21 protein-coding genes are annotated in these 16758 nt (G+C 63.2%); 13 read left to right on the top strand and 8 right to left on the bottom strand.

Translation table 11 applies throughout. From position 1 onward, the window contains the following. On the top strand, positions 1–230 hold a 230-nt coding region (locus JWP26_RS14280; RefSeq protein WP_299728877.1), incomplete at its 5' end, for a hypothetical protein. A gap of 34 nt (positions 231–264) precedes the next feature. Next, positions 265–1113 (top strand): SDR family oxidoreductase, encoded by an 849-nt coding sequence (locus JWP26_RS14275; protein WP_299728874.1) that lies wholly within the window; start codon positions 265–267, stop codon positions 1111–1113. Between the two features lie 257 nt (positions 1114–1370). Here the strand turns inward: JWP26_RS14275 and dnaA are convergent, their stop codons facing one another. The 3 genes from dnaA to mutM form a co-directional block, all read right to left on the bottom strand. After that, positions 1371–2819: a chromosomal replication initiator protein DnaA gene (gene dnaA / locus JWP26_RS14270; RefSeq protein ID WP_299728871.1), complete on the bottom strand. Its 1449-nt coding sequence runs from the start codon at positions 2817–2819 to the stop codon at positions 1371–1373. Positions 2820–3724: 905 nt separating this feature from the next. Beyond that, the gene (gene rpsT / locus JWP26_RS14265) at positions 3725–3991 is read right to left on the bottom strand and encodes a 30S ribosomal protein S20 (RefSeq protein ID WP_299728868.1); all 267 of its coding nucleotides are present in this window, start codon (positions 3989–3991) and stop codon (positions 3725–3727) included. Positions 3992–4305: 314 nt separating this feature from the next. Next, positions 4306–5193 (bottom strand): bifunctional DNA-formamidopyrimidine glycosylase/DNA-(apurinic or apyrimidinic site) lyase, encoded by an 888-nt coding sequence (gene mutM, locus JWP26_RS14260; protein WP_299728865.1) that lies wholly within the window; start codon positions 5191–5193, stop codon positions 4306–4308. A 96-nt stretch (positions 5194–5289) separates the two neighbouring features. Here mutM and ubiE point away from each other — a divergent pair, with 96 nt between their 5' ends. From ubiE to moeB, 6 genes are all read left to right on the top strand, one after another. Beyond that, entirely contained in the window at positions 5290–6054 is a 765-nt protein-coding gene (ubiE, locus tag JWP26_RS14255; protein WP_299728862.1) for a bifunctional demethylmenaquinone methyltransferase/2-methoxy-6-polyprenyl-1,4-benzoquinol methylase UbiE, read from the top strand. A 5-nt stretch (positions 6055–6059) separates the two neighbouring features. Next, the gene (gene ubiB, locus JWP26_RS14250; protein WP_299728860.1) at positions 6060–7598 is read left to right on the top strand and encodes a 2-polyprenylphenol 6-hydroxylase; all 1539 of its coding nucleotides are present in this window, start codon (positions 6060–6062) and stop codon (positions 7596–7598) included. 86 nt (positions 7599–7684) lie between these two features. Then, positions 7685–8293: a hypothetical protein gene (locus JWP26_RS14245; protein WP_299728858.1), complete on the top strand. Its 609-nt coding sequence runs from the start codon at positions 7685–7687 to the stop codon at positions 8291–8293. After that, a complete protein-coding gene (dut, locus tag JWP26_RS14240) occupies positions 8290–8742 on the top strand; it encodes a dUTP diphosphatase (RefSeq protein WP_299728856.1) in 453 nt (150 codons plus the stop codon). The genes JWP26_RS14245 and dut overlap by 4 nt, the downstream gene beginning before the upstream one ends. Continuing rightward, positions 8723–9460: a DUF2259 domain-containing protein gene (locus JWP26_RS14235; protein WP_299728853.1), complete on the top strand. Its 738-nt coding sequence runs from the start codon at positions 8723–8725 to the stop codon at positions 9458–9460. Before dut ends, JWP26_RS14235 begins: the two co-directional genes overlap by 20 nt. Further along, on the top strand, positions 9460–10197 hold the full coding sequence (moeB, locus tag JWP26_RS14230; protein WP_299728850.1) for a molybdopterin-synthase adenylyltransferase MoeB: 738 nt from the start codon (positions 9460–9462) through the stop codon (positions 10195–10197). Before JWP26_RS14235 ends, moeB begins: the two co-directional genes overlap by 1 nt. Positions 10198–10263: 66 nt before the next feature. Here the strand turns inward: moeB and fabB are convergent, their stop codons facing one another. Together fabB and fabA are read right to left on the bottom strand one after the other, a co-directional pair. Then, positions 10264–11490 (bottom strand): beta-ketoacyl-ACP synthase I, encoded by a 1227-nt coding sequence (gene fabB, locus JWP26_RS14225; protein ID WP_299728847.1) that lies wholly within the window; start codon positions 11488–11490, stop codon positions 10264–10266. Positions 11491–11594: 104 nt separating this feature from the next. Next, entirely contained in the window at positions 11595–12101 is a 507-nt protein-coding gene (gene fabA / locus JWP26_RS14220; RefSeq protein ID WP_299728844.1) for a 3-hydroxyacyl-[acyl-carrier-protein] dehydratase FabA, read from the bottom strand. A gap of 184 nt (positions 12102–12285) precedes the next feature. Between fabA and irrA the strand changes: the two genes are divergently transcribed. Further along, the gene (gene irrA, locus JWP26_RS14215; protein ID WP_299728841.1) at positions 12286–12732 is read left to right on the top strand and encodes an iron response transcriptional regulator IrrA; all 447 of its coding nucleotides are present in this window, start codon (positions 12286–12288) and stop codon (positions 12730–12732) included. Positions 12733–12737: 5 nt separating this feature from the next. On the opposite strand, the gene JWP26_RS14210 is transcribed toward irrA, so the two are convergent. From JWP26_RS14210 to JWP26_RS14200, 3 genes are read right to left on the bottom strand one after another with little or no spacing between them, the layout of a single operon-like run. Further along, positions 12738–12986 carry a BrnA antitoxin family protein gene (locus JWP26_RS14210; RefSeq protein ID WP_299728838.1) on the bottom strand — a complete coding sequence of 83 codons (249 nt, stop codon included), beginning with the start codon at positions 12984–12986 and terminating at the stop codon, positions 12738–12740. Beyond that, positions 12958–13245, bottom strand: a complete 288-nt coding sequence (locus JWP26_RS14205; RefSeq protein ID WP_299728835.1) for a BrnT family toxin — start codon at positions 13243–13245, stop codon at positions 12958–12960. Before JWP26_RS14205 ends, JWP26_RS14210 begins: the two co-directional genes overlap by 29 nt. 37 nt (positions 13246–13282) lie before the next feature. Beyond that, a complete protein-coding gene (locus JWP26_RS14200) occupies positions 13283–13798 on the bottom strand; it encodes a hypothetical protein (RefSeq protein ID WP_299728832.1) in 516 nt (171 codons plus the stop codon). 100 nt (positions 13799–13898) lie between these two features. On the opposite strand from JWP26_RS14200, the gene JWP26_RS14195 reads away from it, so the two are divergent. From JWP26_RS14195 to JWP26_RS14180, 4 genes are read left to right on the top strand one after another with little or no spacing between them, the layout of a single operon-like run. Continuing rightward, positions 13899–14732: an arylamine N-acetyltransferase gene (locus tag JWP26_RS14195; RefSeq protein ID WP_299728829.1), complete on the top strand. Its 834-nt coding sequence runs from the start codon at positions 13899–13901 to the stop codon at positions 14730–14732. Then, positions 14733–15341, top strand: coding sequence for a YdeI family protein (locus JWP26_RS14190; RefSeq protein ID WP_299728826.1), 609 nt, complete (start codon positions 14733–14735; stop codon positions 15339–15341). Further along, positions 15338–15859, top strand: coding sequence for a DUF1697 domain-containing protein (locus JWP26_RS14185; protein WP_299728823.1), 522 nt, complete (start codon positions 15338–15340; stop codon positions 15857–15859). Before JWP26_RS14190 ends, JWP26_RS14185 begins: the two co-directional genes overlap by 4 nt. Beyond that, positions 15856–16758 (top strand): ribokinase, encoded by a 903-nt coding sequence (locus JWP26_RS14180; RefSeq protein ID WP_299728820.1) that lies wholly within the window; start codon positions 15856–15858, stop codon positions 16756–16758. Before JWP26_RS14185 ends, JWP26_RS14180 begins: the two co-directional genes overlap by 4 nt.

Raw genomic sequence — 16758 nt, 5'->3', positions numbered from 1 at the left:
TGGCTCAGCGACTTGAGCAGATGATTGCGTTCGAGCGTGACCTTCATAACCCTAAATCCTTGCACACGAGACTGCCCGAAACGGACAGGAAACACCCGGCGAGCCGGGGGCAGACCTTTACAATTTGCAGTCGGAAACGCAAGGGCGGGAGCCATTTTGCCGACAGGCATTTGACCGCAGGGCGCAAAGACCCGACCACCGGCGCTGCATTGCGCCGCGGTTTTGGCTAGAGTGCAGCAAACCAGCCAGGAACCGGAGAATACCATGTCGGAAAGTTTTACAGCAGGCGGCGTCGCCGTTATCACCGGGGCCGCCAGCGGGATCGGCCGGGCCGCAGGTCGACGGGCGGCGCAGGTTGGCATGAAAATCGTGCTGGTGGATATCAACGAAGCCAAGCTGGCGGCAACGGCGACCGAGCTGGGCGGGGTCGTGGGGAGACAGAACGTTCGCGCCGAGGTGGTCGACGTGGCCGATCCGGCCGCCATGGTGGCGCTGGCGCACAGTGTCGAGGCGTGGTGGGGCGCGCCGACATTCCTGATGAACAATGCGGCATTCTTCGTTGCCGGCGGCGCGGGCGGGATTCTCGATCCAATCGAGAACTGGCAGCGCACGTTTGCGATCAATGTGCTGGGGCCGGTCAATGGCGTGCAGGCGTTTTTGCCGGGCATGCTCAAGGCCGGCCGGCCCAGCGTCATCGTCAATACCGGCTCCAAGCAGGGGCTGACCAATCCACCGGGCAATCCGGCTTACAATACGTCCAAGGCGGCGGTGAATGCCTATACGCAGAACCTGGCGCGGGACTTGCGGGAACGCGAAGGCAGCGGGGTTTCGGCCCATCTACTGATCCCCGGCTGGACCACGACGGGCGAGGCCGAGCATCGGCCGGGCGCATGGCTGCCCGAGCAGGTGGTGGGCTATATGGAAGCGGCGATCGCGCGGGAGGAATTTTTCATCCTCTGCCCCGACGAGGAGACGCCGAACGAGACCGACCACAAACGGATTTTCTGGAACGCGATGGACATCATCGAGAACCGCCCCGCGCTATCGCGCTGGCATCCGGCGTGGAAGGAAAAGTTTGCGGAGTTTATGAAGCGGGATTTGCCGGGGAAGTAAGTGGCGGCCGACAGGCCATCTGACGCCTCGACAATCCCCCTCATCCGGCGCTGCGCGCCACCTTCTCCCCGACGGGGAGAAGAATAGAAAGATCGTTGCGCTCTCAACATTCCTCTCCCCGTCGGGGAGACTTATGAGCGCCCGGAAATCGCTCCAGTGGAGCGATTTCAGCGAGCAAGGCCCGGCAGGGCAAGCCGAGCGAAGCGGAGGCCGGGTGAGGGGAATCGCAGAGCAAACTCGGCGCGATAAGTCCGCCCCTATTCCTCCAGCATGCGCTTCAACAACTCGATTTCCTGCGCCAGCTCGATGTCGTCCTTGATCATCTGCTCAACCTTGCGAACGCTGTGCAGCACCGTAGTGTGATCGCGTCCGCCGAAGCGGCGGCCGATTTCGGGGAGAGAGCGCGAGGTCAGCGCCTTGGCGAGAAACATGGCGATCTGGCGCGGACGCACGACGTCGCGCGAGCGGCGGGCGGAGAGCAGTTCGTTGCGCGGCACCTTGTAGTGGCGCGAGACGATCTTGAGGATATCCTCGATGCGGACGCGGCGCGCCTCGTGGCTGCGGATCAGGTCGCCCAGCGTCTTCTCGGCCAGCGGGACCGTGATCAGCTCGCCGGTCAACTGGTTGGCGGCGACGAGGCGATTGACGGCGCCATCGAGATCGCGGCCATGGCTGACCACGACGCGGGACACATAATCGATCACCGGTACCGGAAAATGCATGCCGAAGCGGGCGGTGGCCTGATCGGCCCGGCGCTGCACGATGGCGCGGCGCAGGTCGATATCGAAGGTGGAAATCGGCACGACCAGCCCACCCGACAGGCGCGAGCGCACCCGTTCGTCGAGCATTTCAAGGTCGCGCGGCGGCGCATCGCCAGCCACCACGACCTGCTTGGCGCCGGTCAGCAGCGTTCCCAGCGTATGGCCGAATTCGGTGGCGGACTTGCCCTGCAGGAACTGCATATCGTCGATCAGCAGCAGATCGACCCGGCGCAGCCATTCCTTGAAGCCGAGCGCCGACTGGCGCTGCACGGCGGTGATGAAATGGTACATGAAATGGTCGGCGGTCAGGTAGACGATGTTTTTGGTCGCATCGGCGGACTGCACCGCATGGGCGATGGCGTTGAGCAGATGGCTTTTGCCCAGGCCCACGGTGGAATGAATATAGACCGGATTGAAGGTCACGGTGTTGTTGGCGGCGGCGGCGGCGATCTGCTTGGCGACGCCGAGCGCCATTTCATTGGGGCCGCCGGGCACGAAGGTTTCAAAGGTCATGCGCTGGTCGATGGCGCTGCCGGACAGGGCGTCGCCTTTTTGCGCGGTATTGTCGCGGATCAGGCGTGGCATGGCCGGCGCTAGGGGCGCAGCAGCGGTTGCGGGCGCATCGGCTTGCGGAGCCTCGGCGGGTTGGGGAGTCAGGCGCGGGCGGGCCTGGCCGTTGACGCGCAGCGTGATCTGCAGATGGGCAATGGTCTCGGAATCCTGGCGGAAGGCTTCCAGAATCCGGTCGGCATAATTGGACTGCACCCAGGAGCACAGGAAGCGCGTGGGGGCGGACAGATGGGCAAGATCGTCGACGATCTCTTCGAGGTCCAGCCGGGCGAACCAGGAGGTGAACACATCCTCGCCGACCGAGGCCTTCAGCCGAGCGCGCACGCGGTTCCAGAGGTCACGCTGGGCTTCGCTCAGATCATCGGAACTGGTCATCGCAGACGCATCGCCTTTTATTGCCGGTGTGGTGGAGAGGGGAGCGGATCGGTTCCAATCCTCGCCTCCAGCGCTGGTCTGTAGTCGCATCGTGCTGTGCCTCGTTATTGCTCGGTCGGCGGTCCGCAAAACCGCGACGCTGTCAATTGATCACCGGCAGCCTTCTGGCCGCCTGCCCATAGCTTCGCCCGTCCCCAGAGACAGGGTCGCAAAATTCCATCGGCGGTTTTGGCCACCGTTCGCTGTATTGCACTATCACTTGAACCTGGCCTGACCCGGCCAGCGGTTACTTGATACGCGTCCGACCGGGCTTGGCCAGACGGCACAATAATGCAGTCATTCCAACCGTCATCGGCACAATTGGCGGGACATTGCTGCCCTGCCGACCCTATGAAAAAACCCCAAACAACGACCCTGTCCGCTCTGGCAAAACGTGCCTTGAGGCCGTCTTTTCTCAAGCTGACCAGATCACTTTAGAGGCTCGATTTTGGGGCTGCAACTGGTGAATCTTTGAAATGGGGGGTTGACTCTGAGGTCTGTCAAAATCCATCCGGCCTCAGTCCAAAACCCACAAAACCAAGGCTCTGTGACTCAACACATATTCCCCATGGCGGCCGTCATATGGGGTTAAGAAATTTATTTTCCGTTAGCGCCAATTTCTCCTAACGCGCTGCCGGGCCGCATTGTACGCCTGCGACATACTCGTCCTTAAGCCCTTGGCCGATAACGACAAACACCGTTACCCTCCGGGTAAACCCCCAGTCGGGACCAGTGTCACGCTGATGTCACATGACAGCGGCCAACGAAAAAACCTTGCCCGTGACGGGGCAAATAAAAAGGGCCCCTTGCGGAGCCCTTTGAGGGGAAGCAGGCCCGCAGGCCTGCGCCCTTGGCACAGCAGCCAATCAGGCGCTGAGAGCCTTGACGCGGTGGTTCAGCCGGCTGACCTTGCGGGCGGCCAGATTGGCATGAACGATGCCCTTGGTGGCGGCGCGGTTGATCTCGGGAGCGGCGACCGCCAGGGCCTCCATGGCCAGCTTGTGGTCACCGGCAACGATAGCCTCTTCAACCTTGCGGATGAAGGTGCGAACGCGCGAGCGGCGCGACTTGTTGACCGCGGTGCGGGCTTCGATCTTGCGGGTGGCCTTCTTGGCTGAAGGAGTATTGGCCATCTTGGTCCTCTTGGGCGCGTTCCTCCGGCCGAAATCGCCTTGAGGCGAGGTGCGTCCGGGGTGAAAATGAAAGCGGCGGCATGTGAATAGCCGCCATTCGGGCGGTCTATAGGGGAAAGGGGGGGAGAGGTCAACTGGATTCAGGGGGCGGTGGCACGGAGAGACCGCAATCACCGGACCGGCTTCTCCCCCTCGACGGGGAAGGTTGGGTGGGGGTGTTCGGAGCCACGATGTCCCGGATCGGGGCTAAACATCCCCCCAGCCTTGACCCCTCCTCGCGAAGGGGGAGGGCGTTGACTGATGGACCGGCAATCTCAAGGCTTCTTCTGGCACACGGGGCAATAAAACGTCGAGCGGCCCGACTGAACGATGCGCGCCACCGTCCCCGTGCATAGCGGCGTGGGACAGGGTTCGCCCTCCCGGTCATAAACCGCAAAGCGGTGCTGGAAATAGCCGGAGCCGCCCTCGGCATTGCGGAAATCCCGCAAGGTCGAGCCGCCTACCTCGATAGCTTCGATCAGCACCTGCCGCACGGCCGAGACGAGGTCTTCGATGGCCGGCTTGGGCGCGCCCTTGGCGGTCAGCATGGTGCCGGCGTGAATGGTGGGCAGGATGTGCGCCCGATGCAGAGCCTCGGCGACGTAGATATTGCCCAGGCCGGCAACCACACGCTGATCGAGCAGCGCCGACTTGATCGGCGACTTCTTGCCCTTGAAGGCCGCAGTCAGCTCCTCCCCATTGAAGCCATTGGACAGGGGTTCGGGGCCAAGGCCCCGAAGATAAGGGCTGTCTTCTATATCGTCATAAAGATCGATGAACCCGAACCGCCTTGGATCGGCATAGATCAGGTGCGACGACCCATGCTTGGGATGGCTCAGTTCCCAAACCATGTGGTCGTGCTTGGGAACCGGCTGGGTCTCGTAATAGCGCGGCGGCTTGTCGATGCCGTGCTCGGCAAAACGCCAGGAGCCGGTCATGCCGAGATGACTGAGCACGGTCTTGCCGTTGGAGAGGCCGATCAGCAAGTATTTGGCGCGACGGCCGACGCCGGTGATGGTCTGGCCTTGCAGCTCTGCCGCCAACCCGTCGGGAAACGGAAAGCGCAGATTGGCGCGGTGCAGTGTGACTTTCTCGATAGTGGCGCCCTCTAGCCAGGGCTCAAGACCCCGGCGGACGGTTTCGACTTCGGGCAATTCCGGCATGAGAAAGTCCCCCTGAACCTGCGCGGCTTTGCGCCATGGCAAACCGCATAACGCTTCGCTATGGTGCGGCCAAATCAAAACGGCGAGGCGCGAGCCATGGCACAGAGCAGTCAGACCACCCATTTCGGCGAGCGGACCGTGGCGCTAGAGGACAAGCAGGGCCTTGTCAACGCGGTGTTCCATGGCGTGGCCGACCGCTACGACCTGATGAACGATTTGATGAGTATTGGCATCCACCGGGTGTGGAAAGACGCCATGGTGGCGGATCTGGCGCCCCCCAAGTCGGGCTCGCGGCCCTATCGGGTGCTCGACATGGCCGGGGGCACCGGCGACATCGCCGAGCGCATCATCAATGCCTCGGTGGGTTATGCCGAAGTGGTCGTCAGCGACATCAATTCGGACATGCTGCGGGTGGGCGCGGAGCGCGCCAAGAGCTGGCGCTATCCGGCGCAGGCCAGCTTCGTCGAGGCCAATGCCGAAGAGCTGCCCTTCGCCGATAACAGTTTTGACGCCTATACGATCGCCTTCGGCATTCGCAATGTGCCGCGCATCCAGCAGGCTTTGGGCGAGGCGCATCGGGTGCTCAAGCGTGGCGGGCGGATCATGGTGCTGGAATTTTCCCAGGTCGATGTGCCGGGGCTGGACAGTTTTTACAAGGCGTTCTCCGACCGGGTGATCCCGCCGATGGGTAAGCTGGTGACTGGAGACGCCCAGCCCTATCAGTACCTGGTGGAATCGATCCGCAAGTTCCCGGCGCCTGAGGCGTTTACCGGGATGCTGACGACGGCGGGGTTTAAGCGCGCCAAACACACGGCGTTCAGCGGCAATATCGCGGCGCTGTTTTCCGGCTGGAAGATTTAGGCCACATGCTGATTTCCGCCTATTTCCGGCTGGTCCGGGCCGGATATGTGCTGGCGCGCGAGGGTGCGCTGTCGATCATCGTGGCGCGCGATCTGCCGTTGCCATTACGCTTTGGCATTGGCCTGGGCCGGGTGATCGAGCGGCCGTCGGTGCGGCGCACGGGCCACGTCGAGCGCCTGAACCGGGCGCTGAACCGGCTTGGCCCGACCTATGTGAAGTTCGGCCAAACGCTGGCGACGCGGCCCGACGTGGTGGGCGCCGAAGTGGCGGCGGACCTGGCGGGTCTACAAGACAAGATGGAGCCGTTTGATGCGGCGCTGGTGCCGGCCATATTGCTCGAAGCGCTGGGCAGCAAGGCGGGCGAGCTGACCGAATTGTCCGCGCCAATTGCGGCGGCCTCGATTGCGCAGGTCCATCAGGCCAAACTGGTGCCGGCCGATGGCGCGCGAAAAACCGTGGCGGTCAAGATTTTGCGGCCGGGCGTGGCGCAGCGCTTCATGGCCGATATCGAGAGCTATTATGCCGGGGCGCGGCTGGCCGAACGGCTGGTACGCTCGACGCGTCGGCTGAAGCCCACCCAGGTGGTGGAGACGCTGGACCGCTCGGCCCGGCTGGAGCTGGACCTGCGGTTGGAAGCAGCGGCGATCAGCGAATTTGCCGAGAATATCAAGGACGATGAGGGTTTCGTCATCCCGAGCGTGAGTTGGGACCACACCGCGCAGAATGTGCTGACCACTACCTGGGTGGATGGCATTCCGATTCGCGACACTGCGGCGCTGGACGCGGCGGGCCTCGACCGCAAGACGCTGGCCAAAACGCTGCTGCAAAGCTTCCTCAAGCACGCCATCCGCGACGGGTTTTTCCACGCCGACATGCATCCGGGCAATCTGTTCGCCGATCCGCGCACGGGCGCGGTAGTGGCGGTGGATTTCGGCATCATGGGCCGTATCAACCGGGCCGAGCGGCGGTTCCTCGCCGATATCCTCTTCGGCTTCATCACGCGCGACTACCGCATGGTGGCGCAGCGCCATTTCGACATCGGCTATGTGCCGGCGGCGCAATCGGTGGATGACTTCTCCCTCGCCATCCGTTCCATTGGTGAGCCATTGCATGGCCGCACCGCGCAGGACATTTCGATGGCGCGGGTGCTGGGCCAGCTCTTCACCATCACCGATCTGTTCCAGATGCAGGCGCGGCCCGAACTGGTGCTGCTGCAAAAGTCCATGGTGCTGGTGGAAGGCGTGGCGAGAGCTCTCGATCCGGAGCTGGATATCTGGACCATTGCCGAACCCGTGGTGGGCGACTGGCTGCGGCGCGAAGAGGGGCCGCCGGGTAAGCTCGCCGATCTCAAGGATGGTCTCAAGATCTTTGCCGATGCGGCGCGGCGAGTGCCGGTGATCCTCGCTCAGGCCGAGCTCGCGCTGGCCGACTTCCATGCGGAAAAGCACAATCGCGAAGTCTTCCCGCGCTGGATGCTGCTCGCCCTGGGCTGGCTGGCGCTGATTCTTGTGGCGGTGATGATCTGGCGGGTAACGCGGCTCTAGGTCTCAATCAATCGTCACCACCTTGCCCCCCACTCCCCTGCCTCATAGATTGCCGCCCGGTGCGCCGGTGTCTGGGGAGACGGGATATGGGTTTGAACTGGGCCGGCCGGCTGGCCGGCGTTCTGCTGCTGGCCGTGGGGCTGGCGGGCTGCATCGATGCCAAAGTCGACGTCACCGTCACCAGTATGACCAATGCCAAAGCCGTCATGACCCAGGTCATGGCGCCCGAATTTTACGCCATGGTCAAGACCAATGCGGCGCAGGCCGGAGCCGGGGCGCAGGCCGAGGACGAATTCTGCTCCAAGGGCGAGCTGACCGAGAACAAGGACGGCAGCGCCACCTGCGTGCTGACCGAGGAAGGCCCCTTCGCCACGCTGAGCATGGGCAATGAGAAGCAGACCATCACCTTCACGCCGGCAGGACCGGGGCTGGTTCGCGTCGCCCTGCCGACCGCCGACATGAAGAGCGAGATCGGCGTCGACGACAAGATGGACGAGGAAACCAGGCAGATGATCGAGGCCTTCTTCAAAGACCACGCCATCACGCTGCATTTTGCGGGGCTCGAAGTGACAGACACCAATATGACGCTGTCGGCGGACAAAAAATCGGCCGAGCAGATGATCCCGTTCCTCGGGCTGATCGATGGCACGGCCGATTTGCCCGATGAACTCTATGCGGTGGTGCGAGTGCAATGACGGTCAATATTGCACTGCGCTGGTTGCCCCATGGGGAGGGCCTGCCTCTACCCCGCCAGCAGACGGCGGGTGCGGCCGGGCTTGATCTGGCGGCGGCCTTGGCGCCGGACGAGGCCATCGAGATCGCGCCGGGGGCCTATGCCATGGTCCCCACTGGCTTTGCCATCGCCCTGCCCCATGGCTATGAGGCGCAAATCCGGCCCCGCTCGGGATTGGCTGCCAAGCATGGCATTACCGTGCTCAATTCGCCCGGCACGGTGGATGCGGACTATCGCGGCGAGGTCAAGGTTTTGCTGATCAACCATGGCACGGTGCCATTCGTGGTGCGCCGGGGCGAGCGCATCGCCCAGATGGTGGTGGCGCCGGTCAGCGCCGTGGCACTGATCGAAACCGAAGTGCTGGACGGCACCGAACGCGGCGAGGGCGGCCATGGCTCGACTGGCCGCTAGCCTTCTGGCGCTTTTTGTCCTGGTGGCGCCGGCCTGGGCGGGAGACCGCGCGGGCATCGGGTTTATCGGCTATTCAGAAGACGCCCGCTATTTCGCCTTCGAAGAGTTCGGCATCCAGGACGGCTCCGGTTTTGCCTATGCCAATATCTATGTGCTGGACCTGCAGGCCGACCAATGGGTCAAGGACACGCCGGTTTGGGCGCGCCTGGAGGACGAAAACAGCACTCTGGCGGCTGCCAGGGCCAAGGCACTGGACCAAGCGCGGCCGACGCTCGACGGCCTGGGCATCGGCGAGCCGGTCGACGTCATCGCGCTCAACGGCGATGGCGCCGTGGGGACCGACGACAAGGCGCTCCGCTTCGGCCAGCCGGGCTACAGCATGGCGCCGGCCGAGGCGAGCTATGAGCTGACGTTGTCGGGGGTCGCCGCGACGTTGAGCATGGCTAGCTGCGTTGGGGAAACCGAGGCGGGGGAGACCGGTTTCGCGCTGAACCTGACGGTGGGCGGAAAAACTCATGAAGTCTATCGCGACAAGAGCGTGCCTGAAAGCCGCGGCTGCCCGCTCGGCTATCGGCTCTATGGCGTAATCACGCCATTCGACGACCTGGCGGCATTCGCGCCCGAACTCGGGCCGGGTGCGCTGGCCATCGTGTCGGTCTATTCGCTGGGCTTCGAAGGGGCCGACCGGCGCTTCATTGCCGTGCCGCTCAAATTCTGATGGCCTTCAGCCCGGAAGAAAATCGCCGCTATGCCCGCCATCTGGTGCTCAAGGGCATGGGCGGCGGCGGGCAGCAGGCGCTGCAGCGCGCCCGTGTGCTGGTGGTCGGAGCGGGCGGGCTAGGCAGTCCGGCAATCGCCTATCTGGCGGCCGCCGGCGTTGGCACGCTCGGCGTCGTCGACAATGACAGCGTGTCGCTCTCCAACCTGCAGCGGCAGATCGTGCATCGCACCGACACCATCGGGCAGACCAAGACGGCGAGCGCCGTGGCCTTTGCGGCCGCGCTCAATCCGCATGTGGCCGTGGTTGCCCATGACGTGCGCATCGATCGGGGCAATGCCCAAACGCTGGTCGATGCCTACGATCTGGTGTTGGACGGCTCGGACAATCTGGAAACCCGCCGGGCCGTGGCCGCCGCTTGCGAGGCCTTAGGCCGGCCGCTGGTAAGCGGCGCGGTCGGCATGTTCGACGGCCAATTGACGATCTTCGCGCCGCACCTGCATCGTGCAGATGGCAGCCCGGCGCCAAAATTCACCGACCTCTACCCCGAAGAGGCTGGTGACGACGACCTGCCCTCCTGCGAGGCCAATGGCGTGCTGGGGCCACTGACAGGGGTGATCGGCACGCTGATGGCCATGGAGGCGATCAAGCTGATCACCGGCATCGGCGAGCCCCTGATCGGCCGTGTGCTGGTCTATGACAGCAAGGGCACGCGGTTCTCGGAGTTTTCGTACTAGCGTTCAGTGCTTGGCACGGTGGGTGGGGATGGATCAATGCGTAGGCCGCTGGCGAAGCCCGCGGCGCTAAGCGTCCGGGTGCTTGAACACCAGAGCCGCGTTCGTCCCGCCAAACCCGAATGAATTGGACAGCACCACGCCCAGGTCCGCATTATCGCGGCGCTGGCGCAGGATGGGCATATCTTCGAAGGCTGGATCGAGGTTCTCGATATTGGCGCTTTCGCAGATGAAGCGCTCGCGCATCATCAGGATCGAATAGATCGATTCATGCACGCCAGTGGCGCCCTGCGAATGTCCGGTCAGCGATTTGGTGGCCGAGATCGGCGGGCACTTGTCCTCATTGCCGAAGAGCGCCCGGATGGCCTCCATCTCCTTGGCGTCGCCGACCGGGGTCGAGGTGGCGTGGGGGTTGATGTAGTCGATCTTGTGTTTGACGTTTTCCAGCGCCATGCGCATGCAGCGTTCGGCCCCCTCGCCCGAGGGCGCGACCATGTCGAGCCCGTCAGAAGTTGCCCCATAGCCGATCACTTCGGCATGGATGGTGGCGCCGCGCGCCTTGGCGTGCTCCAGCTCCTCGAGCACCAGCACACCCGCCCCACCGGAGATGACGAAGCCATCGCGGTCGCGGTCATAAGCGCGCGAAGCCCGGGCCGGAGTATCGTTGAAGTCCGAGGACATCGCGCCCATGGCGTCGAACAGGTCGCTCAGCGTCCAGTCCAGATCCTCATGGCCGCCCGCAAAAACGATATCCTGCTTGCCCATCATGATCTGCTCATAGGCATTGCCGATGCAATGTTTGGACGTCGCGCAGGCTGCCGAGATGGAATAGTTGATGCCCTTGATACCGAAGGCGGTAGCCAGCGTTGCCGAGGCGGTCGAGCCCATGGCCTTGGGCACAGCCAGGGGGCCGATGCGCTTGGGGCTTTTCTTTTCGCGGGTGATATCGGCGGCTTCCACAATGGTGCGGGTCGAGGTGCCGCCCGAGCCCATGACGATGCCGGTGCGCGGATTCGAGATGTCGCTGGTTTCGAGGCCCGCATCGGCGATCGCCTGCTGCATGGCCAGATAGTTCCAGGCCGCGCCCTTGCCCATGAAACGGGTGACGCGCCGATCGAGGATAGCAAACGGATCGAGCTGGGGGTCGCCATGAACCTGGCTGCGAAAGCCCAGGTCGATGTAATCGGGCGCAGCGATAATGCCTGGCTTGGCGGTGCGCAGGCTCGTGATCACCTCGGCGATCGTATTGCCGATCGAGGAAATGATACCCATGCCGGTGACGACAACCCGTCTCATCTGCTTGCCTCGCTCCGTCTTCCGCCGGACGCCTTCAGGCTGGCGTCTCTTATTGTGTTATACAAATCAAGTTCATGGCACCCATATCAGGTGCTTTTCAGCACTCATGCGACAGGAATGAGGCCAACCCTGAGATTTTCGGCCACGTAGATGGTTTCGCCGTCCGCTTTGACGGTGCCGGTGGCGATACCGAACGGCAAGGGGGAACGCATGTGGCGCTTGATGTCGATGCGATATTCAAGCAGCTTTTTTTCGGTGGTCGCCTGGCCGGTAAACTTGATCTCTCCGCCAAGGGCGCGACCGCGTCCGCGCGAGCCCGACCAACCAAGGAAAAAGCCAGTCATCTGCCATAGCGCATCGAGCCCAAGGCAACCCGGCATCACCGGATCGCCAATGAAATGGCACTTGAAGAACCAGAGGTCCGGATGCAGATCGAGTTCGGCGACCACATAGCCTTTGCCATAGGCGCCTTCATCGGCCTGGATGCGGGTGATGCGATCAAACATCAACATGGGCGGGGCGGGCAGACGGGCATCCATTTGCCCCGGTAGTTCGCCGCGACCGTGTGCCAGCAGCTCTTCATACCCAAATGCGTTCGCGCGGTCCGCCATCCAAAGCTCCCGATTAACCCTTGTCGACCCTAGTAGAGGGGTGCGGCAAAGGGGTCAAGTAAGCCTCCTGTGGGTGAGTGCCAGTTGGCCGCAGCCACGGCGCGCCGCGCCGCTTGTGCCAAGGGGGCCGCATGGCTATAAGGAAGGCAAGTTTTCCGGCCCTTTTCGTGTTCCAAAGGACCCAATGCCAGATCGCAACCAGACCGTTCGGGCCCTTCCCTCCCGCAAGCCCTGCCTCACGGCCGTGCTGCGCATGGCGGGCCTGCGCCCTACGCGCCAGCGCGTCGCCCTGGCCGAATTGCTGTTCGGGGGCCCGCATCGCCATGTCAGCGCCGAGCAACTGCATGGCGAGGCCAACGAGGCCAGCGTCAATGTTTCGCTGGCGACGATCTACAATACCCTGCACCAGTTCCACGAAGCGGGCCTCTTGCGCGAGGTCGCCGTGGATGCCTCGCGCTCCTATTTCGATACCGATACGTCCGATCACCATCACTTCTACGTCGAAGACGAACAGCGCATGATCGACATTCCGGCTACGGCCGTGGAATTCAAGACCCTCCCCGAAGTGCCGCACGGCATGGTGATGAGCCATGTCGACGTGGTGATCCGGATCCGCAAGCAGCAGGGCTGAGCGGCTTACTTGCGCAATGTGCGCGCAAATGATTCCAGGACGGCATTCATTCGGGTCTGGTAGCCTTTGCCGGTGGCCTTATACGCATCAAGCACGGATTTCTTGACGCGCAATGTGACCTGCTGCGTGCCTTCGGGCTCGACCAGTTTGGCATTGGCCCAGAACGCGTCGTTGAGCTCGGGGATATCGCTATAGTCGATCTTGTCATCGCCCCGCGCCGCCAATTCAGCCAGGCGCTTCTCCGAAATGCTCATGGTAGGACTTCCTTTCCTGCCGATTGGCAAGCCGGGCAGAGATGAGGCGAACCGCGCCATCGCGGTCGGTATGAACCACCGCAACAGCCACGATTTCTCGGATCATGCCAATACTCAGGATCCGCAGCTCGCCGTAGTCGAAGCGAACGTCAGGACGCGAAAATATCGGTCCCTGGAAAATCAGTTCAGCTTCTTCGAAGCTGATGCCATGCTTGAGCAGATTGGCGCGGTTCTTGTCCTCGTCCCACTCGAAAGTCATCGCAATGTAACTACAAACGGAGTTCCATTCAAGTGCCTCACAATTTCCCGAACGCCACGCCCTTCCAGCCCCAGCCGGCAGCCTGGGCGGCGGCAACCAGGGGGTCTTTGATTTCGCTGGTCTTGAAGCGGTATTCGTAGACCTTGCCGAAGGAGAGATCCTCCTCCTTGAAGGCGAAGGCGGTGCCGAAGCTGAATTCCTTTTTCTGGCCGCGAAAACTGGAGACGGCGAGGGCGAGGCTGGGCACGCCGGCACGCCATTCCACGCTCCATTCCTGATCCACGGAGCGCACTTCGCCACTGGCCTCGTCGAACTTCATCAGCACCTTGAAGGTCTTTTCGAGCCCGGCCTTGGCGAAGATCTCGTACCAGCGGGCATCGACGATCTTCCATTCGGCCACGAGGTCGCAGTTTTCAGGCGCGCCGTCGCGAACGATAAAGGGCGCGGTATCGCGGTTGATCGCCAGCAGTTGCTGGCGCAGGGCGGAAGCCGGCTGGCGCGCCACCCCGCTGGGGGCCGATTTGCTGCCGGTTAGCCAGTCGAACATGCCCATGCTGATTTCCCTTGATCCAAAAATGCGCGCCCCGACGTGACAAAGCCGGTCGGCTTGCAGCATATTGCGGCGCAATCGAAAACAACGACAAGGGTGGTCGATGAGTCGGAAGGTCAATCTCAACGCTTATTTCGAGCGCATCGGTTTTGCGGGCTCGATCGCGCCGAGCCTGGCGACGCTGGAATTGATCCACGCCCTGCATCCAGCCACCATTCCATTCGAAAATCTTAATCCACTGCTTGGCCTGCCGGTGCTGCTGGACCAGGCGAGCCTTGAGCAGAAGCTGCTGGCCGAGCGCCGCGGCGGCTATTGTTTCGAGCACAACACGCTGCTGATGGCGGTGCTGCAGGACCTCGATTTCACGGTGCGGGGCCTGGCGGCGCGCGTGGTCTGGGCCGATACCGAAGCGGTCCATCGTCCGCCCACCCATATGGTGCTGGCCGTCGATATCGCGGGCACGACCTATATTGCGGATGTGGGTTTTGGCGGCCTGGGACTGACCGCGCCGATGAAGCTGCGCGCCGATATCGAGCAGACCACCCCGCACGAAACCTATCGGCTGACCGGCGGAGACCCCGACTGGCACCTGCAGGTGCAACTCGGCGAGCATTGGCGCACGCTCTATGTGTTCACGCTGGCCGAACAGCAGGAAGCCGATTACGCGGCGCCCAACCTGTTCGTGTCGACCGATCCCGGCTCCAAATTTGTCCGCGACCTCGGCGTGGCGCTGTCACCCAGCGGCCGCAGGATCACGCTGGGGGGCAATCGGCTGACGGTGCGCGCGGCAGGCGAGCCCGACGCGGTGCAGGTGCTGGAGACCGTCGAGGCCTTGCGCGAGGCGCTGAGCGGCGTGTTCGGCCTCGGCCTGCCCGCAGCCGAATTGCTGGACCCGGTGCTGCAGCGCATCATCGATCAAGCCCCCAAGGCCGGCTAAATGGCGCCGGTCATCGTCGATCCGCAAAAAATCCGGGAATTCCCCAACCAGGACGCCTTCTACGATTGGCTCAAGGCCCATCATGACAAGGACGACGAGGTGTGGATCCGCATCTTCAAGAAGGCCTCCGGCAAGCCGACGATCACGGCGGTGGAAGCCATCGACGTGGTGTTGTGCTGGGGCTGGATCGATGCCATCCGCAAGTCCTGGGACGATGTCTCCTTCGTGCAGCGCTATACGCGCCGCGGCAAGAAGAGCCTCTGGAGCCAGATCAACCGCGACAATGTCGCCCGGCTGGTCGCCGACGGGCGCATGACAGAGCATGGCCTGAAACATGTCGAGGCGGCCAAAACGGACGGGCGCTGGGACGCGGCCTATGGCAGTTCCAAAACCATGGTGATGCCGGACGAACTGATGGAGGCCATCAGGGCCGAGCCCAAGGCGCTGGCGACCTATGAGACGCTGAGCGCCCAGAACCGGTTCGCGCTTGGCTTTCGCATCGGCAATCTGAAGACGGCAGCGGGGCGCGAGAAAAACATAAAAGCCTTTGTCGAGATGCTCGCCAAGGGCGAGACGATCTATCCCCAGGGCAAGAGCCGTGCATCGTGACGCGCTATGCGGCGTTTCTGCGCGGCGTCAACCTGGGCAAGCGCCAAGTCAAGAGCGCCGACCTGCTGACCGCCTTCACGGCGATGGGCTTCGACAACGTCAAGACGCTGCTGGCGAGCGGCAATGTGCTGTTCGACGCCGATGCGGTGGACGTCCGCGCCATCGAGAAAAGCCTCGCGCTGCAGTTCGGCTTCGAGATCGGTACCGTGCTGCGCAGTCAGGCGCACTTGCGCGACATTGTGGGGCTTGACCCGTTCGCCGGTCGCGTGGAAGACGACGACACCAAACTCTACGTCACCTTCGTGGACGATCTCGATGCCAGGTCGCTCCCCATGCCCTGCGCCGTGGCCGGCGATTTCGAAGTGGTCAAGCTGACCGATAGCGAGGTCTTCGTGCTGACATTTCGCAATGCCGAAGGCCGCTATGGTCAGGGCATGGAAATGATCTGGAAGCACTTCGGCAAAAAGCGGCTATGGACGTCGCGCAACTGGAACACTGTTTTGAAAGCTGCCAAATGATTACTGTTTTCGGCTCCACGGGTCTGGACCAAATCGGCACCGTGCCACGCCTGCCCAAGCCCGGCGAGACGGTGCTGGGCGGCGAGTTCGCGACCGCGCCGGGCGGCAAGGGCTCCAACCAGGCGCTGGCGGCGCGGCGGGCCGGTTCGGACGTGAAGCACATTTCGGCGGTCGGCGACGATGATTTCGCGGACAGCGCGCTACGCCTTTTGCGAGCCGGCGGAGTGGACCTGAGCGGCCTCAAGGTATCGCCCGGCGCCACCGCGATCGCGATGATCTTCGTCGACGCCAAGGGCGAGAACTGTATCGCCGTGCTGCCCGGGGCCAATGCCACGGTGACGGCGGCGGATGCCGATGCCGCACTGGGCGGACTGGCGGCAGGCAGCGTCGTCATGCTGCAGCAGGAAATTCCGCAGGCAGCGACCGAGCGGGCGTTGGACTTGGGCCGCGAGCGGGGCCTCGTCTCCATTCTCAATACCGCGCCCTATCTCGACAGCACGCCGAGCGTTGCCCACAAGGCAAGCATCCTGGTCGCCAATGAAACCGAATTCCAGCTGCTGAGCGGTCGCGGCATGGACGAACTCGAGGCCGCCATGCTCGACTGGTCGGCCAAGCACGACCAGACCGTCATCGTGACGCTGGGCGGCGATGGCGCCAAGGCCGCCACCAAGGGCGAGCTGTTTCATGTCCATGCGCTCCCAATTAAGCCAATCGACACCGTGGGGGCTGGCGATACGTTTTGCGGCTATCTGGCGGCCGGACTCGACGCGGGGCTGAATCTCAAGGCGGCAATGAAGCGCGCGGCAGTCGCGGCGAGCCTGGCCTGCCTCAAGCCGGGCGCGCAACCGGCCATTCCCATGGCGGCCGAGGTCGAGACGGCGCTGGGCTGGATCGCCTGA

Origin of the sequence: Devosia sp. (genome assembly GCF_028290435.1) — a bacterium.
GTDB lineage: Bacteria > Pseudomonadota > Alphaproteobacteria > Rhizobiales > Devosiaceae > Devosia.
The sequence above is the reverse complement of the archived record's forward strand: the minus strand, read 5'-3'. Positions and strand labels throughout refer to the sequence as shown.